22 protein-coding genes are annotated in these 21832 nt (G+C 57.0%); 5 read left to right on the top strand and 17 right to left on the bottom strand.

Translation table 11 applies throughout. The annotated features are described in order from the left end of the window. The first annotated feature begins 6 nt into the window (after positions 1-6). Positions 7-951 (top strand): bifunctional riboflavin kinase/FAD synthetase, encoded by a 945-nt coding sequence (locus tag HY010_08580; protein ID MBI3475774.1) that lies wholly within the window; start codon positions 7-9, stop codon positions 949-951. A 30-nt stretch (positions 952-981) separates the two neighbouring features. Then, positions 982-2268: an MFS transporter gene (locus HY010_08575; GenBank protein ID MBI3475773.1), complete on the top strand. Its 1287-nt coding sequence runs from the start codon at positions 982-984 to the stop codon at positions 2266-2268. On the opposite strand, the gene HY010_08570 is transcribed toward HY010_08575, so the two are convergent. The 4 genes from HY010_08570 to HY010_08555 form a co-directional block, all read right to left on the bottom strand. Then, a complete protein-coding gene (locus HY010_08570; GenBank protein MBI3475772.1) occupies positions 2216-2731 on the bottom strand; it encodes a DUF2569 family protein in 516 nt (171 codons plus the stop codon). The two genes, HY010_08575 and HY010_08570, sit on opposite strands and share 53 nt — an antisense overlap. A gap of 54 nt (positions 2732-2785) precedes the next feature. Next, positions 2786-3739 carry an EamA family transporter gene (locus HY010_08565; GenBank protein ID MBI3475771.1) on the bottom strand — a complete coding sequence of 318 codons (954 nt, stop codon included), beginning with the start codon at positions 3737-3739 and terminating at the stop codon, positions 2786-2788. Next, positions 3736-4137: an OsmC family protein gene (locus tag HY010_08560; protein ID MBI3475770.1), complete on the bottom strand. Its 402-nt coding sequence runs from the start codon at positions 4135-4137 to the stop codon at positions 3736-3738. The genes HY010_08565 and HY010_08560 overlap by 4 nt, the downstream gene beginning before the upstream one ends. Positions 4138-4242: 105 nt before the next feature. Beyond that, on the bottom strand, positions 4243-5664 hold the full coding sequence (locus HY010_08555) for a cation diffusion facilitator family transporter (protein MBI3475769.1): 1422 nt from the start codon (positions 5662-5664) through the stop codon (positions 4243-4245). A gap of 127 nt (positions 5665-5791) precedes the next feature. Here HY010_08555 and HY010_08550 point away from each other — a divergent pair, with 127 nt between their 5' ends. Together HY010_08550 and HY010_08545 are read left to right on the top strand one after the other, a co-directional pair. Next, positions 5792-6862, top strand: coding sequence for a peptidyl-prolyl cis-trans isomerase (locus HY010_08550; GenBank protein MBI3475768.1), 1071 nt, complete (start codon positions 5792-5794; stop codon positions 6860-6862). Beyond that, on the top strand, positions 6862-7914 hold the full coding sequence (locus HY010_08545) for an NAD-dependent epimerase/dehydratase family protein (protein ID MBI3475767.1): 1053 nt from the start codon (positions 6862-6864) through the stop codon (positions 7912-7914). Before HY010_08550 ends, HY010_08545 begins: the two co-directional genes overlap by 1 nt. Before the next feature lie 66 nt (positions 7915-7980). On the opposite strand, the gene HY010_08540 is transcribed toward HY010_08545, so the two are convergent. The 10 genes from HY010_08540 to HY010_08495 form a co-directional block, all read right to left on the bottom strand. After that, positions 7981-8649 (bottom strand): ubiquinone/menaquinone biosynthesis methyltransferase, encoded by a 669-nt coding sequence (locus HY010_08540; protein MBI3475766.1) that lies wholly within the window; start codon positions 8647-8649, stop codon positions 7981-7983. 83 nt (positions 8650-8732) lie between these two features. Continuing rightward, on the bottom strand, positions 8733-9827 hold the full coding sequence (gene aroB, locus HY010_08535) for a 3-dehydroquinate synthase (GenBank protein MBI3475765.1): 1095 nt from the start codon (positions 9825-9827) through the stop codon (positions 8733-8735). Between the two features lie 95 nt (positions 9828-9922). Then, positions 9923-10825, bottom strand: a complete 903-nt coding sequence (locus tag HY010_08530; protein MBI3475764.1) for a TerC family protein — start codon at positions 10823-10825, stop codon at positions 9923-9925. Positions 10826-11333: 508 nt separating this feature from the next. Then, positions 11334-12782 (bottom strand): M20/M25/M40 family metallo-hydrolase, encoded by a 1449-nt coding sequence (locus tag HY010_08525; GenBank protein MBI3475763.1) that lies wholly within the window; start codon positions 12780-12782, stop codon positions 11334-11336. Positions 12783-12914: 132 nt separating this feature from the next. Beyond that, a complete protein-coding gene (locus HY010_08520) occupies positions 12915-13676 on the bottom strand; it encodes an ABC transporter permease (protein MBI3475762.1) in 762 nt (253 codons plus the stop codon). Continuing rightward, a complete protein-coding gene (locus HY010_08515; GenBank protein ID MBI3475761.1) occupies positions 13660-14595 on the bottom strand; it encodes an ABC transporter ATP-binding protein in 936 nt (311 codons plus the stop codon). Before HY010_08515 ends, HY010_08520 begins: the two co-directional genes overlap by 17 nt. Further along, complete coding sequence (locus HY010_08510) at positions 14592-15602, bottom strand: ABC transporter substrate-binding protein (protein ID MBI3475760.1); 1011 nt, start codon at positions 15600-15602, stop codon at positions 14592-14594. The genes HY010_08515 and HY010_08510 overlap by 4 nt, the downstream gene beginning before the upstream one ends. Next, the gene (locus HY010_08505; protein ID MBI3475759.1) at positions 15595-16092 is read right to left on the bottom strand and encodes an Rrf2 family transcriptional regulator; all 498 of its coding nucleotides are present in this window, start codon (positions 16090-16092) and stop codon (positions 15595-15597) included. Before HY010_08505 ends, HY010_08510 begins: the two co-directional genes overlap by 8 nt. 243 nt (positions 16093-16335) lie before the next feature. Further along, a complete protein-coding gene (locus tag HY010_08500; GenBank protein ID MBI3475758.1) occupies positions 16336-17094 on the bottom strand; it encodes a Stp1/IreP family PP2C-type Ser/Thr phosphatase in 759 nt (252 codons plus the stop codon). A 190-nt stretch (positions 17095-17284) separates the two neighbouring features. Then, entirely contained in the window at positions 17285-17803 is a 519-nt protein-coding gene (locus tag HY010_08495; GenBank protein ID MBI3475757.1) for a hypothetical protein, read from the bottom strand. Positions 17804-17979: 176 nt separating this feature from the next. Here HY010_08495 and HY010_08490 point away from each other — a divergent pair, with 176 nt between their 5' ends. Continuing rightward, a complete protein-coding gene (locus tag HY010_08490) occupies positions 17980-18561 on the top strand; it encodes a hypothetical protein (GenBank protein ID MBI3475756.1) in 582 nt (193 codons plus the stop codon). 14 nt (positions 18562-18575) lie between these two features. Here HY010_08490 and HY010_08485 read toward each other — a convergent pair whose 3' ends face one another. Genes HY010_08485 through HY010_08475 form a run of 3 tightly spaced genes read right to left on the bottom strand, consistent with a single transcriptional unit; the run spans position 18576 to position 21805 of the window. Then, positions 18576-19457, bottom strand: coding sequence for a polyphosphate kinase 2 family protein (locus tag HY010_08485; protein ID MBI3475755.1), 882 nt, complete (start codon positions 19455-19457; stop codon positions 18576-18578). A 9-nt stretch (positions 19458-19466) separates the two neighbouring features. Next, entirely contained in the window at positions 19467-20189 is a 723-nt protein-coding gene (locus HY010_08480; protein ID MBI3475754.1) for a hypothetical protein, read from the bottom strand. Positions 20190-20215: 26 nt separating this feature from the next. Beyond that, entirely contained in the window at positions 20216-21805 is a 1590-nt protein-coding gene (locus tag HY010_08475; protein ID MBI3475753.1) for a hypothetical protein, read from the bottom strand. Positions 21806-21832 lie beyond the last annotated feature (27 nt).

Here is a 21832-nt window from a genome sequence, read left to right as displayed (position 1 = left end):
GCCTCCATGCAAGTCTTCCACAAACTCGGCGACATCCCCGGCGACTTCGGGCCGACGCTGGTAAGCGTTGGCAACTTCGACGGTGTTCACCGCGCTCATCGAGCCGTGCTTGGCGAGATCGTCTCCCGCGCGAAGACCAATGGCGCCAAATCGGTGGCTGTCACGTTTGAGCCGCATCCGATGCGCATTCTGCGCCCGGACAAGAATTTAAAATTGATCACGCCCTCGCCGGAAAAATTGCGGCTACTGTCTGCCACAGGAGTGGATGCGGTTCTCCTGCTTCCCTTCTCACGCGATCTATCGCTGATGACGCCTCACCAGTTTGCGCACGATATTCTGAAAGCGAAGTTGCGAACCTGCGAAATCCACGAAGGGTACAACTTCCATTTCGGACACAAAGCATCCGGCAACATCACTACCCTGCGCGAGTTCGGTGGGGAGATGGGGTTCGCTGTACACGACTATCCCGAAATGCGATTGCGCGGAGAACCTGTCTCCAGCAGCCACATCCGGCACCTGATACAAGAGGGGCGCGTCAGCCGAGCCAGGCATTTGCTGGCTCGTCCCTTCAGCATTCTGTCCACAGCCGGTCGCGGACGCGGCTACGGAAGCAAGTACACCGTTCCCACGATCAACCTGGCTCGCTACGAGGAACTCATTCCCAAAGACGGCGTGTACATCACTCGCACCCGCGTCGGCAACGAATGTTTCGATTCCGTGACCAATGTTGGCAACCGCCCGACGTTTGGGGCTGACTCGTTCGCAGTCGAAAGCCACCTTCTGAATTTCCATCCCCTCGATGTCACCGCTGAAACCGAAGTCGAACTCCACTTCCTCGACCGCCTGCGCGACGAAATCAAATTCCCGACCGTCGACGCCTTGAGAGCGCAGATCGGGCGGGATGTAACACGAGCGCAAAAGTACTTTCGACGGCTAAACACCCATTCCTGATCACTTCTCTGCTGCTACAATCGCCCGCGCATGGCCATTGGCCCCATCCGGCTTCTCCGTCAGGCCACTCCCGGACAGCGTCGCACCCTCCTCGCCGCTGCCCTCGGATGGATGCTCGATTCCTTCGACGCCATGCTCTACGCGCTGGTACTGGCGCACGTCATGCGCGATTTCGGAATGTCGAAAGCGACCGCAGGCCTGCTCTATACGCTCACTTTGGTCGCTTCCGGAATCGGTGGCGTGCTGTTTGGATTCATCGCAGACCGCATCGGACGCAAACGCGCGTTGATGCTTAGTATTCTGACGTATTCCCTCTGCTCGTTCGCTTCCGGACTATCCACCGGCGTGGTTTCTCTGGCGATCATACGTTTCATTCTCGGTCTCGGAATGGGTGGAGAATGGAACACGGGAGCAACACTCGTTGCGGAAACATGGCCTGACGAACTTCGCGCCAAGGCGATTTCTTTGGTGCAGAGTTCGTGGGCGATTGGCTTTGCGATGGCGGCGCTGGTCGCGGGGATCGTCTTGCGATATGCAAATTGGCGCGCCGTGTTCTTTGTCGGGATCCTTCCAGCGCTGCTCACACTCTGGATTCAAAGCCGCGTGCCGGAATCAGAGATGTGGGAAAAGCAAAAGCTCCTACAAGCGACTTCCCAAGGCACGCAGACAAATCCGGACGACAGGACATCCTCTCGGAAAAATGGCTCCTCATTCTTCACCATTCTGCGCCCGCCATACTTGAAGAGCACGCTGACTCTGCTCTTTCTGAATTTCTTCGGGATGTTCGGGTGGTGGGGATTGTTTACGTGGCTGCCCCCGTACCTCTCGCTCCCGGTCGAACAAGGTGGCCGCGGCTTCGGCGTGATGGGAACCACTTCCCTGCTGGTTGTTCTGAATCTTTTCGGCATGTTTCCTGGATATGCCAGTTTCGGATGGGTTGCCGACCATCTTGGCCGCCGCCGGTCTTTCATGTTGTATACCTTTGCAGCTGCCCTATTGGTCCCCTTGTATGCGATGGCTCGCTCTCAGGCCGTTCTGCTGGTCCTGGGCACCGTCGTCGCCTTCTTTGCCACCGGATTTTTTTCCGGCTCGGGGATTGTCGGCAGCGAAATTTTTCCTACACGGGTTCGCGCCCGAGCTTTGGGTTTTACCTATAACGGAGCACGGACGATGAGTTCACTCGCTCCGCTGACCATCGGTTGGGTAGGACAGGTGAAGGGCTTGAGTTGGGCTTTCTATCTCTGTGCCGCGGCGTTTTTTCTGGCTAGCCTGATGGCGACGCAACTTCCGGAAACGCGGGGGAAGCAACTGGACTAGGCGGCTCGAACGGCTCGTATGTTTGTCGCACGCGTTCAGAGGTTGACAGATAGGCATACCAGCACACTGCTGGACCGAGTCGGCCGAGGATAACCTGGTATAGATCGACGTGTATCCCGATCATCGACACGATGCAATAAAACGCAATGACTAGAACGGGAGAGATCACCAGGTAGGCCTTCGTAACCGTTGGACCGCGCGGATTCTCACTCCACAACCGGATGCCGCACACCGCGCTGAACAGCGCCAAGCCAGAGTAGATGACAAACATCACAATGAGTCGAAAAAGAGTGGCTTGCGCAAGGAGTCCAGGAGACAAGAGGCTCTTGAGTGGTATCCATGCAAGGCGCAGCTGAGTGATAGGAGCAAAAATTGTCAGGCTCACGCAAAAGAAAGCCAGCCAACCGCCCACCCCACGCAATTGCCGGGTTGGATGATCAACGGAATTAGGCAGTGCCGTCATACTCGGACTCACGATTCCCGGGCCCGACTCCAGACGTACGATGCAACTGGTATCTTACTCGATCGGCTCGACGATCAAGTCTGTCTCTCGCCCGGCCGGTTCCGGCAACTGGATCAGCACAATCGCAACCAGCACCACCACAATTCCAATTGTTTGCAGCGGTCGCAACAGCTCTCCCAGGGCGATCGCGGCGATGACGATGCTGAATACCGGCTCCAGGCAACTGACCACCACGGCGCGCGTCGGCTCCAGATATTGTAGACCCGCGAAATAGCAGGAGAATGGCCCGAATACCGACACCAGCGAAAAGACGAGCATGAAAACCCACTGCTGCGGGCCATAGTGAGCGGCCACGATTTTCCAGGGTGGGTTGACGAAAAGCCAGAATGTCGCCGCGGACGCGATCACCCAAAGAAGCACTTTCCAGCGGTCATAGCGCGCGAGCACGCTGTGGCCGCCGACGTTGTAGAACGCGAACGAAAAAGCCGCCAGCAGCGCCGCGATTACACCCACGGAATCAAGCCTTAACTGTCCCGAACCAACGAAGCCCACGGCCAGCGTGCAGCCGGCAACGGCCAGCGCAACCGCCGCACTTCGTCGTAGTGACGGTTTCTGGCCTCCCCGTAAGACCGTATAGAGCAGCACCCAAACCGGCGCAGTGTATTGCAGGATGATCGCAGTGGCAACATTCGTCCGCTGAATGGCCAGGTAGTAGAGATAATTCGAGGCGGCAACTCCGAGCACGCCAAGCAATAGGAACCGGAGAAGGTCCCGTGCTGGCACGCGTAGTGACAAGGCCCCTTGGCGCAACAGCAACACGGGAAGCAGGACTAGGAACGACAGCGTGGTCCGGGTTTGGGACAGAATGAGCGGATCAATCGCACCGAGTTTCAGGCCGGGCACACGTCCGGTAAACACCGCGCGACCCAGCGTCGCGGCGATTCCCCAAAACAATGCGGCCGCCCCAATATAGAAGTAGCCGCGCAACTGATGGGCACCAGGTTTCACTCGGCATACTCGATCGTATGAGTTATCTTCGCCGTCTTTTCCAGCATGGCGGACACCGAACAGTATTTTTCCTTCGACAGGCGCACCGCATCTTCCATGGCCTTCGCAGCGACCTTTCCGTGAACGCGATAGGTGAGATGGATCGTCGTAAACACCGTCGGATAGTCCGTCGTGCGCTCCCCCTTCGCCTGAACCTCGAGTCCGGTAAACGGTTCACGCTTCTTCCGGAGAATGCCGACCACGTCGGACGCGGTGCAGCCGCAGAGCGCAATCAACACAAGCTCGACCGGACTGTTCGCGGTCTTTTCCTTACCAGCATCAACCACGATGGCATGATGAGAACTGGCTTGTCCGATGAACTGATCTTGGGTCGCCCAATTTGCCGATGCTTCGATCATGTTGCCTTTCCTTCGCGACGGATCTAGTACGCAAGATTCTACAGGTGATGATTTGATGAAGAGACCTATCGTTGCGGTGCACAAGGAACGAAGCTCCGCTGCACCCTACCTTCGGTTGTCGGTGATCGGCTCGGGATGAATCAAAACACGAAACAGTTCTGGCGCTTCCTGCTTGAAGCGAATTTCGAGGGCGGTCTGTACGTCATGGACGTCCGACAGGGGCATGTCGTCCGGCAGTGTGCAATGGCAGGAAACGTATAGCCGTTCGCGGATTTTCTTAAACTGAAACTCATGCACGTCCACAACTTCCGGGAATTCTCTGATTATTTGCTTTAAGTGCTGTTCAAGCCTCGGTTCCTGCACAATTTGTTCACCCCGTTCAATCGTCGCAGGTTCACTTTCAATGTGAGTGAGGATCGTCGTGATCTCGGGGACGTCGCGGCGCATCTCGTTTTCGAGGCGTGTCACCTCGTCATGCGCATGCTTCATACTCATCTGTTCGTCGAGTTCCAGATGCTGTTCTACGTGGAGCTTGCCATTGAGATCCTGGACGCTTACGTCGTGCACGTTGAAATTGTGTTTTGTGGCCACGGCACGGATCCGGTCAAAGATGTTTTCCGACCGGCGGGCGCGTGGCACCGAGTGCACCATGACGTCGGCATCGGGCAAAATCTGATGCACCTGCGCCGTGACTTCGTCGGCAATCTGTTCGGAACGCTGAAAGGTCAGGTTGCGGGAGAGACCCACCGAAACATCCGCGAAGTACCGATTGCCGGCTCGACGAATCCGCGCGCGATCAACTTCGAGTACGCCATCGATCTTGCTGATCCTCTCCAGTATCTGGTTGCGGACTCCTGCGGGAGCAGCGTCGATGAGTGCGTCGAATGTTCTTCGCGCCAGTCGCCAACTGACAGTGACAACCACGCCTGCCACAAACAGCGCAGCGACCGGGTCTGCCCTGCTGAGCCACTCCAGTTGGTAGGTGCGGCCGAGTTGGACGAGCCCCAGGCCGAGGATCACCACCGCGCTTGACCAGATGTCGGTTGAGAAGTGCAGGGCGTCGGCTTCCAGCGCCTGGCTGTCGTACTTCACCGCAATGCGGCCCAGCGCCCGTGATCGCCAGGCATCCACCGCAATCGAAAGGAACATGACCACAAACGCCCAGGCGCTCGGTTCGATCTCTACGCTATGAAAAAAGAGTCTCTTGACGGCTTCGGAGATGATCCACACGCAGGTGAGGAGGAGTAGCCCGGTCTCGACGAAAGCGGAGAAGTTTTCTACTTTGCCGTGTCCATACTGATGATCGGCATCGGCCGGCTTGTCGGAAACGCGAACCGAAAAATAGGTAATGATCGCCGCGACCAAATCCAGTCCGGAATGAGCGGCCTCGGAAAGAATGCCCAGAGAACCGGTTGTGAATCCCACGACGATTTTCAATGCCGTGATTCCCAAGGCTGCGATAACCGAATTTCCCGCAACCCCGCGCTTCTCGTTGCGCATGGAAGTGGGGCTGAAAGCGGCCGGCATTTTGGGCATGAAGTATTATCGCTTTCCAATCCAAAACGCGCCAACTCTACTCCTCGGTTACTGCCGGTAGCGGGTGCGTCATGCTAGGATGGCTCTTCGTAATAATCCCTTCTGGAGGAATAATTTCATGCGTACCAGGTGGCTTCTGTGTCTGTTGTTGGGAGGTCTTGTCTACGGACAAACCACGCCGCTCCCGCCCACTCATCCCCGTAATTCGGCGGCAATGAAAGCCGCGCCCGGGGCGGATGCGGATGACAAGGCGGCCTTGGCCAAGATCAGCCCTACCGATCCCGTGATTACGGTGAAGAGCGGTTGCACCGATCCCGCGAAGAAAGCCGATACCTGCGAAACGGTGATCACCCGCGAGCAATTCGAAAGACTCGCCGATGCCCTCCAACCGAACATGGCGCCACCCATCAAGGTGCGCCTGGCAAATGCCTACTCCCGCTTGATCGGCATGAGCCACGAAGCGGAGAAGCGCGGGCTCGACAAGCAGCCCAAGTTCGAAGCCAACATGGGCTTCGCGCGCATGCAGATTCTCTCGCAACAGCTGACCGGTACCCTGCAGGAAGACTCGCAAAAAGTCACCGATGCCGAAATCGAAAAGTACTACCAGGAAAAAGTTGACACCTACCAGGAAGCGAGCCTGGAACGGCTTTACGTACCGCGCACCAAGCAGATCGCGCCCCCGAAGGCAGTGCCCGGCGTGAAGAAGGACAAAGCTACCGAAGAGAAGGAAGAAAAGGCGCGACAGGAAGCTGGCGAAGCGGCGATGGCCCGGACAGCAGCTGCCTTGCGCGCACGCGCCGCGAAAGGGGAATCGTTCGCAGCTCTGGAGAAAGAAGCCTACCTGGCTGCTGGGTTGAAGGGGAATCCGCCCTCCTCAAAGATGGACAAGGTGCGACCGAACACTCTGCCTCCTGCCCACCATACGGCGCTGGAACTCAAGGCTGGCGAAATCTCCTCTGTGATCTCCGACCCCACCGGTCACTATGTATACAAGCTGGTTAACAAGCAGACGCTACCCCTCGATTCTGTGAAGCCGGAGATCAAGAACATGATCGCGTCACAGCGGTTTCGTGATGCGATGCAGGAATTTCAAGGCACCTCGCAACTGAACGATGCCTACTTCGGGATCAAACCCAAGCCGCCCACGCAGCCCGGTAAAGAACCGGATGCGGATGTCGACCCCGACTGATGGATGGGGCGAAACCAATTGTCGTAGTCACGGGAGTCTCAGGCAACCTCGGGCAGCGGTTGGTGCCGATGCTCGGGGATTGCTCTGTAGTCGGCATTGACGTCACTCCTCCATCCATTCCGGTCGACCGATTCATCCCGCTCGATCTTGGAAAGGAGGACTCCACTCGCGAACTGTTCCTGTTGCTCCGCGAGTTGCAACCGGCATCGGTCGTGCATCTCGCGTTTGTCATCGATCCCCAACGCTCCGGCGTCCTCGACATCGAAAAGATGTGGCAGATCAACGTGGCGGGAACGGCCCGTGTGATCGAAGCGATCACGGAGGCCAACCGGAACGCGGGCGCCAATATCCGCCAGTTTATCTATCCCAGCAGCGTGTCTGCCTATGGGTCCGACATGCCCGACTCCCTTACTGAGGAATCGCCTCTCGCAGCCCATACCCTGCCCTATGCGCTCCACAAGAAAGAGAGCGACATGGTCGTGCAGCAAAGAGCGCCCGCGTTGCGCGGTTGCAGCGTATTTATTCTGCGGCCGCACATTTTTGCCGGAGCTAGCGTCGAAAACTATCTGATTGGAGCCTTCCGCGGAACTCCGAACGGTAAGGGCTCGCGTGCAGCCCGCATGCGTGAGCGCGGCACGCGCCTTCCGTGCATGCTGCCGTTTGGAAGGCGGTATCTTAACAACAAGATCCAATTCATTCATGTGGACGACATGGCGCGGTTGATCGCATGGCTGCTGCAACGGGAACCGGAAGCGCAGCGCTTGACGACCCTTAACGTGGCGGGCCGCGGCGACGCATTGACCTTCGAGCAATGCATCGAGATGGCGCAAGCGAAATTGCTGCGGGTACCGGGCCAGTGGAGCATGCGCAAAGTCCTCCAATTATTGTGGCAGACGAAGATTTCTGCGATTCCACCGGACGCTGTTCCCTATATGACCGGCCAATACATCATGAACACCGACCGTCTGAAGAAATTTCTGCGGATGGACTATGAGCACGTCATCCGCTACTCGATCGCGGATGCCTTCGCGGATTCCTTCAAGAAGATGTAACCGCCCGGACGCCTAAATGACATTTCTCGGCGGACTCTGCGTCGCGGCCGTGGGAATGTCCTGCCGCTACTTCACTCCGCGATACAGTCCCGCAACCCCGAACGTGTAGGGTGTCCACGACGCTTCGCGGAAGCCCGCCTCGCGCATGCGGTCCAGCATCTCGTCTGGCGGGGGAAAACGTTCCACCGAAGCCGGCAGATATTTGTAAGGCCCCTGCACACCCGAGATTACAGTCCCGACGGCAGGTAGCACGCTTTTGAAATAGATTCGATAAAGCTTGCCCAGCATTCCCCGAGGCTCGCCGAAATCCAGAATCCCGCATTGTCCGCCAGGACGCAGCACGCGCACGATCTCGCGCAGCCCCGCATCGTAGTCAGCCAGGTTTCGGAACCCGAACGCCGCAGTGATCAGGTCGAAGTGCGCGTCGGGAAACGGCAATCGGAGCGCGTCCGCTTCGATCCAGCGTAGATCCGTGTCTTGTCCCTTCACCGTCGCCCTCTGCAACATGGCGTGCGAAAAATCGGCGCCGATAATCTTCGCGCTGCGGTATTTTGCACGCCGGCGCAGTGCGAAAGTCATGTCTCCCGTACCGCAACACAGGTCAAGAACCCGGGCATTAGGACTCTTCAGAATGGAATCAAATGTCCGCGCCGCGCGCCACCACCAGAAGCGATCCGTGTTCAGGGACAGGAGATGATTGGCGAGATCATAATGGGGCGCGATCGCAGTGAACATCTCGCGGACAGCCCGTCCGGCGGACTCCGTATCGCGTGCACCGATCGGAGCAGCGCCCACGATCCGGCTATTGCTCTCCCGGCTCACTGTCGTGCCAGCTTTCGGATTTCATCGACCGCTTCGCGGACCGCAACAACCGGCACATCACTTGTAATTTCCACTCTTCCGATCTGCGTAGGCAGGACAAAGTGCACGACACCCTGCCGAGTCTTCTTGTCGGATTGCAGCCGCTTCATAACGCTGGCGGTTTGCATCCGCATGCCCGGGAGTTTTCCAAAACCGAGAATGGCAGTCGTCATCCGCTCCGCAGTCGCCGCGTCCAGCCTGCCGGTAGAAGATGCAATACGGGTCGCCCCGATCATCCCCCAGGCCACTGCTTCTCCGTGCAGTAGTTGTGTATAGCGCGTTTCCGCTTCCAGCGCGTGGCCGATCGTGTGCCCGAAGTTCAGCACCTGGCGTAGGCCGCCTTCGCGTTCATCGGCGCTCACAACGCGCGCTTTCAGGCGCACAGATTCCGCGATGACTTTCTCGATGACGGTACGATCGCGATCCAGAATCGGGCGGCGCTCATCCTCGAAGAGACGGAACAACGCCGCGTGGCCGATGATGCCGCACTTTAGCGACTCAAAAAGTCCAGCGCGATATTCTCGCGACGGAAGACTGGTCAATACATCCGGATCAATCATCACGGCAAGCGGCTGATGAAATGTTCCCAGTAAATTCTTGCCGGATCGAAGATTGACGCCCGTCTTTCCGCCAATGGCAGCGTCCACTTGCGCCAGCACGGTTGTCGGTATCTGGATAACTTCCACTCCGCGCATGTACACAGATGCCAGAAATCCGGTGACATCACAGGTCACTCCCCCACCGAGTGCGATCAGCGTGGAGTTACGATCAGCCCCCAGTTTGACGAGACTCTCAGCCAGCTTCTCCAGCGTGGCGAGGCGCTTGAAACGCTCTCCGTCCGCCATTTCCAGGGTGGTCGCCTCGACGCCGGAATCTTTAAGAGACTGGAGAAGAATCTTGCCCCACCGACGTCGCACCGGCGGCACAGTTACGACGAATACACGCCGTTGTCCCACGAGTTTCGCGACATGGTCTCCTGCTTGGCCAAGCAGGCCACTGCCCAACAACACGTCGTAAGACCGCGAAGGCGTACGTACGGGGATTCGAATCATGAATATTCATCATAGCCTATTGGACTTTACGAAAGGGCGCAGGGAGACTTCCTGGCGGCACCGTTACGCGATCGATCATGCAAGGTTCGCCGCTCTTAACTTTTCTTGGGCCGGAGCGCCGACGCGAGCACCGAGGTTCCCAGCACTCCGATAACAATCGCCAACGCCCACACTGTCGGAATGTGGATGTAATGCGCCCCCAGCATCTTCAGTCCAATGAACATGAGCACGATCGACAAGCCGTAATGCAGGTAGTGAAAAACTTCCATCATGCCCGCGAGCGCAAAGTACATTGATCGGAGACCGAGAATGGCAAACACGTTCGAGGTGTAAACGATGAATGCGTTCAGGGTGATCGCGAGCACGGCAGGAATCGAATCGACCGCAAAGAGCACATCCGTGGTTTCGATCACGAGCAGCACCACGAACAGGGGCGTGGCATAGAGTCCGGGGCGCCGGACAAAAAACTTCCCGCCTTCATAGTCGTGAGTGACCGGAAGAATCTTGCGAAACATCCGAAGCACCGGATTCTTCTCGGGATGGATCTCGGTTTCCCCTTGCCGCAATAACTTATAGCCCGAGTAGATCAGAAAGGCTCCAAACACGTATGTGATCCACTCAAACCGCCGGATGAGCGCCACGCCTGCGAGGATAAACACGCCGCGCATCACCAGCGCGCCAATAATTCCCCAGAACAAAACCTTGTGTTGCTGACTCTCTGGCACTTTGAAATAACGGAAGATAACCAGAAAGACGAAGAGATTGTCCACGCTGAGCGAGAGTTCGATCACATAGCCTGTAACGAAATCCAGCGCAACGGCGCGTCCCTGCCAGAAGAAAACGAAAACAGAGAAACAGGCAGCCAGCGCAATCCAAAAAACTGATAATGCCAGTGCCTCGCGAAATTCGACGCGGTGGGACCTGCGATTCAGCACTCCCAAATCGAGGCCGAGCATCGCCAGCACAAAAACGTTGAAGAGAATCCAGAAAAGCAGCACTACGGAATCTTACGACATGAGAGCCGGTCTCAGGTTCCAAGTTCCAGGTTTCAGGTTTCAGGTTTCAGGTTTCAGGAAAGGCTTGGCCAGGCTGGTATGGCGGCCAAGAAGAGTCATACCTTCTACAAAGCCACGGCCTACCTCGCAAATGCAACACGTAGGTTATTTCCAAACCCAGCTAGAGCTGCGACAAGCAACACCGCCGACATGATGGTTCGTGACTTTGTACAATATGCTACGAACGTCTCCGCTTTCTGCTTGGGCACATAGAGCAGGTAGTGCAAGCCAAAACAAAGGTACGGAGCCCCCTGGAACCAGGATCCCTTCCACATGTTCAGGAGCGAGACTGCGAACATGAGGCAGGCCAGGCCAATTCGCACCCAGAGAGGGAGAAAAACTGGCGGTGCGGAAAGAGTCGATTCCTGCACGAACACCTCCACGGGCCACTTAGATTTCCAGCAAAAGCGCGGCATTACGATTCATCGTGATCTGTAACCCGCGACTTCGTCTACTTGATCCTTCCCCGCTTCCCACTCTCCCAATCGTCCCACATGCCCATGGATTTCAGTTCTTCATCGAAATGAAGGTCTCGCATGGACTGGTCGATCTGCGCACGACTCAGCCGTGGCCCCACGCGCTCAGCGGCATTCGCCAATGCAAAACTGAGGTAGGCGCCTTCCGCCACGTGTTTCTTGAGTTGTGGGAAATCAACCTTGTCGTAGGTATCAGAAGTAGCGTGATAGTTCACGAGGTAGTTGGCTTCCTCCTGGTCGGCTACAAATGTGGGCACGCCTTCCAGCATGAAATCAAAGTGGTCCGTGCCCGACTCGGCCGAAGGAGTGAGTTTCGCCGCACCGAATTGCTCTAACGGCGCCAGTAGCGGCAAAGCTGATGCAGCCACATCCTTGCGTCCTCCAGTGGAAAAGCCAGTCGTCTTGCCGGTTCCAGAATCGAAAATCACAACACCGGCCGCGTTATCAAGTTCATTGCGATGCGCGACCGAGTACATGCGAGATCCGATGAGTCCCTCTTCCTCACCGGAAAACAAGATGAAACGGATGCTGCGGCGCGGCTTCAACCCCGACGCTTTGATGGCTCGCAACGCGTCGATGACCAGCGCGGCATTGCAGCCGTTATCGAGCGCGCCCGTTCCCAGTTCCCACGAATCAAGGTGCGCACCCAGAATGACAAACTCGTTCGGCTTCTCACTGCCACGAAGTTCGGCAACCACATTCCAAGTCTTGATCGGCCCGCCAATGTGATTTGGGATTGCAATATCCGCCCACAGCGGATTGGCCGAAGCCAGCAACCTTGCCATGCGTTCGCCATCTTCGCGGGCGATCACCAACATCGGCAGTTTGTCGATTTCACCCGCCACCGCATTCGTGTGCCGGTAGAGGATGTCATTCTGGCGAGTCGCCATGAACGCGATCGCCTTGGCTTTTCCTTTGACGGCGAGTGCGATCACTGCCGGAGCCTGTTCATACTCGCCAAAAAGATCAGCCCACGTAGCCAACACCCTGGTGTGGACCAGCAGCAGCTTCCCGGAGATGTCTCCGGCTTTAGCAAAGTCGGACTCGGTGCCCTCACCCACATCCATCACCGGGACATGCTTCACCGCCGCCAGTGCGGGCGCCCATGCAATGGATACCGCGCGTACCGGGAATGCAGTGCCGGAATAGGTGGCCGCGTTCATTGAAGTGGCGCCTTCCGCCCAGGAAGCGGCGATGGAGAACTCCTCGGTGTGAACGCTATCCGCGCCCGCCGCCTTGAATGCGGCTACTCCCCAATCAACGGCGCGCTGCATCGCGGGAGTTCCAGGCACACGCCCTCCGACTTCATCAGTCAGGCGGCGCAGATTCGACTCCAGAGGCGAAGGCTTCAGTGCTTCCTGAATGAGCCGATCGGAATCGTTGTCAGCAGCAAACATCACCAGGGAAAAGAGAGGCAGGCCCAAGCACGCAAGTTTTCTAAACATAGCGGGAGCATTAGAAATGAAATTCCGGGAAAGGGGAAGAGGAGGACGGGTCACAGGTCAGGGGAGGTGACTCCCTGCCCCGTGACCTGCAACCTAAGAACCTTGGACTTTCTATGCGGCTGGAACCAGTCCCCAACGCTCCTGGAGTTTCCGTTCCATGGTGCGGAAGACAAGGCCGTCGATGATGAAACCAAGAATGATAATCAGGATCATCACCGCGAGCACGAGGTTCATATCGTTGAGGTCGCGGCCCATCATCAACTGCTGGCCGAGGCCCAGGCTCAGGAAGATCATTTCCGCCTGGATCAGTGAGCGCCATCCGAAAGCAAAGCCCTGTTTCAGGCCGGAAACGATAAATGGCAGACTCGCAGGCAATAGCACATACCAGAACAGCTGGAAGCCAGTCGCTCCGAGGTTGCGTCCGGCCATCGCGTAGATTTTCGGCATCTGCTTGCGGCCGTCTTCCATGGCGATGGTGACGGAAAGTAACGATCCCATCAGCACCACGAACAGGATGGCTTTCTCCGTGAGTCCGAACCACAGCACGGCGAGTGGAATCCAGCAAATGCTGGGCAAGGACTGCAAACTCACAAGCAGCCCTCCGACCGTGTCCTCGAGAAACTTGTAGCTGCCGATCCCGATCCCGAGGATGATCCCAAGGAAGACCGCGAGACTGTAGCCCACCAGCATGCGCTTCATGGTGACGCCAATCGCGATCCAGAAGCTGTGATCCTGAAAACCGGCCCAAAGCGCTTCTCCAACGCCCCACGGCGGTGGAAACAGGTACGGAGGCCAAACATGCAACTTCGCAAGCAGGGCCCACAGACCGATCAACGCTGCGTAAAAGATAATCCGTCTACTTAGCTTTTTCATCGGCGTACTCCACTTCCAGGGACTTGTTGATTTCATCGCGCAGACAAGCCAGAACCTCGCCAGCCGTTCGAGCCACATCGGTCTCTTCCATATGTCGAGGACGCGGCAGGTGAATCGGAAATTCCTGTTTTACGCGGCCCGGACGAAACGTCATCAGCGCCACGCGATCTCCGAGTCGTACGGCTTCTCGGACGTTGTGGGTGACGAAAATGATGGTGCGGCCGGTTTCAGACCAGATCCGTTCGAGTTCATCATGAAGAAGGTCGCGCGTCTGCGCGTCCAACGCCGCGAATGGCTCGTCCATTAACAGGACATCCGGTTCGGTCGCAAGTGCACGCGCCAGGGCGACTCTCTGCCGCATACCACCCGAAAGCTGGTGGATGTAGCTGTCGCGGAATTTGGAGAGATGAACGAGTTTCAAGTAGTACTGAGTTTTCTCTTCGCGCTCGGCTTTCGAGATGTTCTTCATCTTCATGCCGAACTCGACGTTCTGTCCTACCGTCAGCCACGGGAATAGTCCGAGTTCCTGGAAAATCAGGATGCGGTCCGTACCGGGTCCGCTGACAGCTTTACCGTCGATCAATACTTGGCCAGAAGTCTGGTTGTGCAGGCCGGCAATCAAATGGAGCAGGGTCGACTTGCCGCAACCCGACGGCCCTACGATGCAGAGGAACTCGCCTTGCTGGACCTGAAGGCTAATATTCTCGAGGGCGACCAAGCTGCCCTTGGCATTCGTCTTGTAGCTGAGCGAGATGTTGTCCAGTGAAACCTTGGGGATAACATTGGCCCCCGCTTCATGCCGTACCGGCAGAACGGTCACCGACGAAGCCGGCTTGCCGCGCAGCACGCTTGCCCGCCCGGCTCCCCGATGGTCCTGCGGAAGCGACGATGGGTAAGTATTTTGAGGACTGGTGCTCATTGAATGGCCTTCTTTCCCTTTTCCGCAAGAACCTGGTTGAGCAGCGATAAGTCGTAGAGGTTGGAAAGATCGGGCATCTGGCGGCCGAGGAAACCGGCGTCAAATGCTGACTTGGCCGCCGTCATCAGCGACGTTCGCAGCGGATCATAGGTCGACGTCATTCGCCCGAAGGCCTCGTCGAGAAGAGCGTCCGCTAACGGCTTGCCAGTCTCTTTTTGGATCTGCTGATTAAGCAACTTCTTGGCTTCGGGCAAATGAGAGCCGATCCAGTCCGTCACTTCCACGTGTGCGCGGATCCAGTCCTTTACGAGATCGGGATGCTCTTTCAAAAACTGGGTGCGCACAATCAAGTGCGCGGTAACGAATTGTCCATTTGGCCAAAGCTCGCGCTCGTCTAGAAACAGGCGGCCATTGCCTTCCCGGATCAGCCGTGTGGCCCAGGGTTCCGGTGCCCACGCCGCGTCCAGATCTTTCTTCATGAACAGAGTGAGTTGATCGGGATTCGCGAGTGGAATGACCTGGACGTCTCCACCCTTGTCGGTCGACTTCATACCATGGGCGATCAACCACGCGCGCAAAGCGACGTCCTGCGTATTTCCCATCTGGGGCGACGCCACCTTCTTGCCGTGAAAATCTTCGGGTTTCTGAATTCCTGAGTCGTTGCGGACTACCAAAGCTGCTCCACCACTGGTCGCGCCGGCTACGATGCGCAGCGCTTCTCCATTCGATCGAACGTACCCGGTGATTGCCGGATTCGGTCCGATGTATGTCATGTCAATCGCGCCCGCAAATAGAGCTTCGATCGCAGACGGTCCGGCATTGAAGGATTTCCAGTCGATCGTGACTTTCGGCCCCATGCGCTTTTCGAACCAGCCATTGGCCTTGCCGACCATGGCTTGCGAATGAGTGATGTTTGGAAACGCACCCACATGGATGACGGTTTGTGCCGAAGCCGCAATCCCGAACAACAATAAGAAAAGTCCAGCTATAAAAACCCGCTTAGTCATGGCCCTCTTTCCCTCCAGCGTGCAGTTGCATCGGGAGCACACTGGTTTCTCCCTTTTTCTTTTTGCCACGCCGCCCGGCTGGTCCGCGGTTCAGCAGGTCCGCGAGCGTGGTGTTGTCGAGAATTTTGGCGGCGGCATCGCGCACATCGAGAAATACCTGGTAGAGCGCGCGGTGGTCAGCGTCGCGCGTGATCAGGCTGCGGAGTTGCTCCGCGTCGCCGAACGGCGCCAGCGGGCCGTCTACGAGACGGATGATTTCGCTGAGCCGAATCTCGGCAGGCGGACGCCTTAGGGCGTAGCCCCCCTTGGCTCCACGCACGCTCTCCACAATGCGTGCGTTCTTCAGTTCCAGGAGGATCAATTCCAGAAACTTTTCTGGAAGGCTCTCCTCATACGCGATATCGCGTATGCGGATCGCTCCCTGGTTATAGCGGCGCGTCAGCATCATCAGCGCTTGTAGGGCATACAACCCTTTTTGAGAGACCTTCATTGGATGCTCCTGTAACAATCCCTATCGGACTAATAGGCATTATAGGCAAAGCAAGCGTCTTGCCAAACGAAATATTGACAAAAATCCGCACACGCCCCATGGATTCAATGTCTTACGGGACTTAACTACTAGTGCAGGTAGGAGACAAGTGCAGGTCTTTTCACTCTTCCGTCGGTAGGCCTGCGCACAAAACAATGAAAATACCGTGCGCCGGGAAAGATTCAGAACATCTGGAGATTTGGGCTAGCTGATACGGAGGACTTGCAGAGTGATGTTATCGGGACCGCCCCGCTCGCGTGCGAGGTCGATCAGTTCCCTTCCCGCTGCTTCGGGATCGTTGTTTGCCACAGCTTGCAGAATTTCGGCGTCCTGCACTTGCCCCCACAAGCCGTCGCTGCACACCACCAGCACATCGTGGGGAAAAAGCACTTCCGGCTGCGCGGGCGCGTCCATGATGAGATCGGCGCTCGTGCCCAATGCGGCCGTCAAAATATTTCGTTGGGGATGTTTTTCCGCTTCTTCGCGGCTGATCACACCGGACTCGACCAGTCTTCCGACATAGGAATGATCGCGCGTAATCTGAGCGATCTGTCCATTCCGCACCAGGTACAGGCGCGAGTCCCCGACATGGGCAAAGTACAGTGCGTTGCCAACCAAGGCGATCGCGGTGCACGTGGTTCCCATGCCGCGCAGTTTCGGATTCGCAAATCCGTGCTCCCGGACGCGATCGTGCGCGGCTTGCAACGCCTCGTTCAAAGTCTGCTGTGGGTCACTGCCGTTGCGATCGCGGTAGAAGGAAGAAACGGTCTCAACCGCCAAACGACTGGCTTCCTGGCCGCCCTCGTATCCACCCATGCCGTCGGCGACGATGGCCAAGCGGCCTTTACGGAGAAATTGCTCGTCATCTTCCGGCTCCCAATAGCCGAAAGAATCCTCATTGTTCTCGCGCTGGCAGCCAATATCGGACTGACCAGAGACTTCAACTCCGGGGCGAACTTTCATCAGGGTTTCAACAGTGCCGGTCGGGTCCGTGGACAGGGACAACCCGCATGCAGGCCGATCTTTATGATTATAAGGGTCAGGGGCGGGATGCTCAAACGATCCCTCTGTGAAGAACGAAATGCTTCAGAAAAGCAAAAGAGGACGACATTGTGACTGTCGTCCTCTAGTGCGTAATTCGGAGTCTAAAGGTCTACGAAGGGCCGCATTCTCCGGTCGGGGGCGGACCAGCTGCCGAAGCCACACCTACGAAAACGGGTTGCGAGGTGATTCCCTGAAACGTGGCCGTCACTTTATAGGAACCGGTGAGCACCCAAGACGGGTCTTTAGTAGGATCTGGCTGCACGTTCTGCCACGTGCAAACGGCAGGATCCACCGCAGTCATCAGGCCGGTCGGGCTCAGGGTGACGGTCGTGGGTGGTGCCGGCAACGGGAAGAACTGAACATTGCCAGCGCCGTCGTCGATGACGTAATCGCCATCCGGGACAACCGTGTACGTGACCACGTTCGTGAGATCGTGAGTCTTGGTGCTGCTGTAATTCCCGGTCGCTTTCAACTGGAGCGTTCCGCCGATGCCCGCGACGTTAAAGAAGCCGCCGTTACCGCCAATCCCCAGTGTGATCGACTGTAACTTGTTGGAGCCTCCGCACCCCAAAAGGGTGGTGGCTAGAAGGGCGCATCCCAATGCGGTAATAAAGGTTTTGCGATTCACCGCCGAATACCTCCAAAAGAAATCTTCGGTATCGTGGCAGCAATCGTCACCCCCGACAAGGTAACCAAAGTCATGGGCCGCAAGTCCCGTTCTCGGCACCCCGGGCAAACCATCAGTGTTAGTGGGTGGGCGGGGGAGTCTAGACCCTCATTCCGAGTACAATGATGGCACTATTTATGCCTGATGCTACGCCTCCCCCGCCGCCCTCTGGAATACCTCCGACTACACGCACCGATTTCCGCATTGGAGAAGAATTCGGCACCGCCCGTCGCAACTTGCCCCCGGCTGGAATTGTCCTGTTGTGCATCGCCGTGGTGGCCGCGGTTCTGGGCGCGTTCGCCTTCTTCAATCGCCCGACGCCCCAAGGCGGGGGCTCCCTTGATAACGTTGCCGCGGTCGAAATCCCGGGCCAGAACAGCACGATGGTTGCGATTACGCTGACGTTACAGAACAGCGGAGCGAGGTCGTTTTGGATCCACACGGTGAAGGCCCGTCTTACCGACGCGGACGGCAAAACCTACGACGACGATGCTGCTTCCTCCGTGGATTTCGAACGCTACTTCCAGGGCTTCCCTGCTCTCAAGACGAATTCGCAACCCGCACTCGCGCCGGAAATGAAGCTTCTGCCCAGAACCGAGCAAAAAGGCACAATCATTGTGAGCTTTCCGGTCAGCAAGGAAGCGTTCGATAAGAGGAAATCAGTAGCGGTAACGATCCAGCCTTACGATCAGCCGCTGCCAGTGGTCTTAACCAAGTAGAAATTGAACTTCATCTACTCCGCCAGCAATTCCTTGCGTGCCGCATCCAGTTCAATTTTCTGTTCCCCACTGATCTTCGGATAGGCAAGCTTCATGCTCTTGAGAGCGTCCACGACCGCGGCTCCGACCACCAGTCGAGTGAACCATTTGTTGTCGGCTGGAACCACATACCAGGGTGTATCCGGACTCGAAGTGTGCCGGATCATGTCTTGATAAGCCGATTGGTAGTCATCCCAACAGGCCCGTTCTTTCACGTCGGCAGTCGAAAACTTCCAGTTTTTGTCGGGATGGTCGAGTCTCTCCAGAAAACGCTTCTTCTGTTCCTTCTTGGAAACGTGCAGGAAGAATTTGAGGATCGCGATGCCGTTGCGGCTGAGGTAACGCTCCATGGCGTTGATGTCTTCGAAGCGCTCGTCCCAGATTCGCTTCGTCACTAGCGGCGCCGGCAATTTCTCTTTCGCCAGGAGGTCCGAATGGACGCGGACCACCAGAACTTCTTCGTAGTAAGAACGATTGAAAATCCCGATGTCGCCGCGTTCAGGAAAATGCTTCATCGTGCGCCAGAGAAAGTCGTGGTCTTGTTCTTCGCTGGAGGGCGCCTTGAACGAAGTAACCTGCACGCCCTGCGGATTTACGCCTGACATCACGTGCTTGATCGTTCCGTCCTTGCCCGCAGCGTCCATGGCCTGAAATACCAGCAGCAGGCCCCATCGGTCCTGCGCCGCAAGAATATCCTGCAATTGCGCCAGTTCCTCGACGCTCTTGGTGAGCATCTCCTTGGCCTGCGGCTTAAACTCGGATTTCAAACCATGCGTGTCGGCAGGGTCAAAATCTTTCAAGCGAAAATGTTTCCCGGATTCGATGCGGTAGCGTTTGAGTATCTTTTCAATTTTCATGAGCAGGCCTTACGGATGATAAACGGGATTGTCCGGTGCGGGAGCTTCGTAGTCACGGCCATACTTGTTCTTGTGCGCCAGACTCTGCCCGTTGATGGCCGGAACCCGGACGACTAGCAGTTTCGGTTCACTTTCCCCGATGGTGATCTCGCGGCCCTCGGGCTGGGTGTTTTCGGGGCCGGTGCCTTCGCTCCACGAGTTGAGGCGATAGCGTCCGTAGGGGATATTAGAGAGTTCGATCTGACCTTCGCCGTTGAAAACCGAATAGAACGGCGTGTTGAGGGTAATCACAACGCCGCTCATCTCCGGATGGATATTGCAGAAGATGTAGCTGATCCCTGGCCGGTCGAAGTGCACAACCCGCGAACTGCCCGCTTCGTACAGTCCAAGATCGAAACGTTTGCCTTCAAACAACGAAAACACATTGTGGAAGAACGGGTCACGATTCGGGAATTCCACCGCTGTCCCCGCTGGAACGACCAGCACATGAGGATCAAATTTCTTGTTCTTCTGTGTAAGGCGCACGGGAGCGGAAGGAGGAAGCGGCGCGCCGTTGACCATGGTTCCAGCCACTGGCGCCAGCCAGACAACGGTTATCGGCAACGGTGAGCGTGCTGGTTTCGCACTGCCTTCGACTTCCACGCGCACTCGCACAGTTGCAACCTGGGCGCACAATCCAGTCACGCTGAAGCACAACGTCAAAACAGCGATCCATGTTCGCCGGTCCGTCATGATTCAGTCCTCTTTGCTTAAAGTCCTTAAAACAGCACACCCATCATAAGGTTGACGTGGTCTGCATTGGAAGTTCCGTTATCGATTGTAAAAGTCTTCAGATGCCGGTATTCCGCCGAAAACAACAGGTCGGAGCGAGGCCGGAAAATTACGTTCACCATGCTCCCCTGATTCTTCGTCAGCGTCGGATCTCCATAGGACTGGGGGTTCGGAAATGCCCGGAGGTCCGCCGCGTAAGGACTATCTTGTCCGAACGCTCCGTTGAACTCAAGTTTGCTTGCAGGACGGTACTTCAATTGCGCCCATCCACCGGCCGAGTTCAATGCGCGAATCTCTGTGTAGAGCGACTGGGGATCGCCGCTGAATAGTACGCTGCGCCCGATGCCACCGCCTAGGCCGCCCAGGCCCTTGCCGCGATAGAATTTTCCGCTCAATGAAAACTGGCGTCCCAAAGGCAGGTCCACATCCGTCATTCCTGACCAGGTATCGATGTTGCGATCGAACCAGTAGTTTTGGCGGCCGTAATAGCCCGCTACCCCGATGCGCAGGGGCTGTCCGAAAACAGTGCGCGTCCACGCCACACGCGTTGCGTACGCTGGTTGACGTGACCTTTCACCCGCCTGTGGTGTTCGACGAGTATCGAATAGGGGCGCTTCTCCACTCTCGGAATCGAGAATCCCGCCCTGCAGCAGGAGGTTCGAGTTTTCTCCCAGCGCAATCCGGTGTTCGATTCGCACTTGCGGAATCCATCCCCAGAGATTGCCGGTATACGAAAACGCCGGAACCGCAAGCGACGCAAACGAAGTAGGAGAACTGGGAGAGAAGAACAATCCGTCCTGTCCGGCGATGATAGAGGTGTGGGCCCAATCCATGCGCACGATGCCGGTCCGCAAACGAAGCAGGCCAAAATTAACTCCATTGAGCACTCTTGGAAAACCGCCGCCAAGGTCCAGTTGCAGGTCGGCCTTGGTGCGCGCACCCGCCAACTGGGGTCCGAAGACTTCCAATCCGATCTGCGACTGCCGTAGAGTGCCGCCAAAGCTTCCATCCGAACCACCCGGCGGACGCCCAGACGCGAGTGCGGGGATATCAACACTATCGACCGTTCCCACATTGCTAAAGAGATTGAGCAGCACGATTCCTGAAAGGCGCATGCGGTACTTGGACGCGCTCTCTACCTTGGTCTGATATTGTTCATCGATTTTGCCGCTGAGCAGTTGATACTCTTCTTCCAGGGTGGAGGTGTGCGACAGGGATTTGTCCGCCTGAACATCAGTCGGATCCGGCGAACTGGCAGGCACCATGGGACCATTGCTGCTCTCACCCTTGGCCACAACGGCCGCTGGTTGCCCGTTTCCAGGGGGTGCCGTGCGCATCGCATCCAGTTGCCGCCGCAATTCCGTGGTCTCTTCGCGGTAGTGTTGTGACTCCGATCGGATTTCGGTCACGGCGGATTGCAGTTGCCGGACTTGCTCGCGAAGTTCGCGAACTGAGTCGGCGAGAGAGGCGGAGTCCGATGGGCTTGCCGGTTCCTGCGCGGCACTCACCCCTGTCCAGACCAAAACACCCGCCAGCATTGTGGATCGCAAAACAGTGTACGGATACCTCGTACTCATGTTGCCTCCTGCCACACTGATCCCAGG

The sequence above is a fragment of the Acidobacteriota bacterium genome, from assembly GCA_016196065.1.
In the GTDB taxonomy this organism is placed as follows: Bacteria; Acidobacteriota; Terriglobia; order Terriglobales; family Acidobacteriaceae; genus Acidiflorens.
This window is presented reverse-complemented; position numbering and strand designations above follow the sequence as displayed.

What these genes read in the sequence shown, in the direction of transcription:
- aroB (MBI3475765.1), bottom strand. Translation starts at nt 9,827, where the DNA reads ATGATTCGAATCCCCGTACGTACGCCTTCGCGGTCTTACGACGTGTTG.
- HY010_08570 (MBI3475772.1), bottom strand. Translation starts at nt 2,731, where the DNA reads ATGACGGCACTGCCTAATTCCGTTGATCATCCAACCCGGCAATTGCGT.
- HY010_08500 (MBI3475758.1), bottom strand. Translation starts at nt 17,094, where the DNA reads ATGAAAGTTCGCCCCGGAGTTGAAGTCTCTGGTCAGTCCGATATTGGC.
- HY010_08490 (MBI3475756.1), top strand. Translation starts at nt 17,980, where the DNA reads ATGCCTGATGCTACGCCTCCCCCGCCGCCCTCTGGAATACCTCCGACT.
- HY010_08550 (MBI3475768.1), top strand. Translation starts at nt 5,792, where the DNA reads ATGCGTACCAGGTGGCTTCTGTGTCTGTTGTTGGGAGGTCTTGTCTAC.
- HY010_08560 (MBI3475770.1), bottom strand. Translation starts at nt 4,137, where the DNA reads ATGATCGAAGCATCGGCAAATTGGGCGACCCAAGATCAGTTCATCGGA.
- HY010_08540 (MBI3475766.1), bottom strand. Translation starts at nt 8,649, where the DNA reads ATGTTCACTGCGATCGCGCCCCATTATGATCTCGCCAATCATCTCCTG.
- HY010_08555 (MBI3475769.1), bottom strand. Translation starts at nt 5,664, where the DNA reads ATGCCGGCCGCTTTCAGCCCCACTTCCATGCGCAACGAGAAGCGCGGG.
- HY010_08505 (MBI3475759.1), bottom strand. Translation starts at nt 16,092, where the DNA reads ATGAAGGTCTCTCAAAAAGGGTTGTATGCCCTACAAGCGCTGATGATG.
- HY010_08575 (MBI3475773.1), top strand. Translation starts at nt 982, where the DNA reads ATGGCCATTGGCCCCATCCGGCTTCTCCGTCAGGCCACTCCCGGACAG.
- HY010_08580 (MBI3475774.1), top strand. Translation starts at nt 7, where the DNA reads ATGCAAGTCTTCCACAAACTCGGCGACATCCCCGGCGACTTCGGGCCG.
- HY010_08515 (MBI3475761.1), bottom strand. Translation starts at nt 14,595, where the DNA reads ATGAGCACCAGTCCTCAAAATACTTACCCATCGTCGCTTCCGCAGGAC.
- HY010_08475 (MBI3475753.1), bottom strand. Translation starts at nt 21,805, where the DNA reads ATGAGTACGAGGTATCCGTACACTGTTTTGCGATCCACAATGCTGGCG.
- HY010_08545 (MBI3475767.1), top strand. Translation starts at nt 6,862, where the DNA reads ATGGATGGGGCGAAACCAATTGTCGTAGTCACGGGAGTCTCAGGCAAC.
- HY010_08520 (MBI3475762.1), bottom strand. Translation starts at nt 13,676, where the DNA reads ATGAAAAAGCTAAGTAGACGGATTATCTTTTACGCAGCGTTGATCGGT.
- HY010_08485 (MBI3475755.1), bottom strand. Translation starts at nt 19,457, where the DNA reads ATGAAAATTGAAAAGATACTCAAACGCTACCGCATCGAATCCGGGAAA.
- HY010_08480 (MBI3475754.1), bottom strand. Translation starts at nt 20,189, where the DNA reads ATGACGGACCGGCGAACATGGATCGCTGTTTTGACGTTGTGCTTCAGC.
- HY010_08510 (MBI3475760.1), bottom strand. Translation starts at nt 15,602, where the DNA reads ATGACTAAGCGGGTTTTTATAGCTGGACTTTTCTTATTGTTGTTCGGG.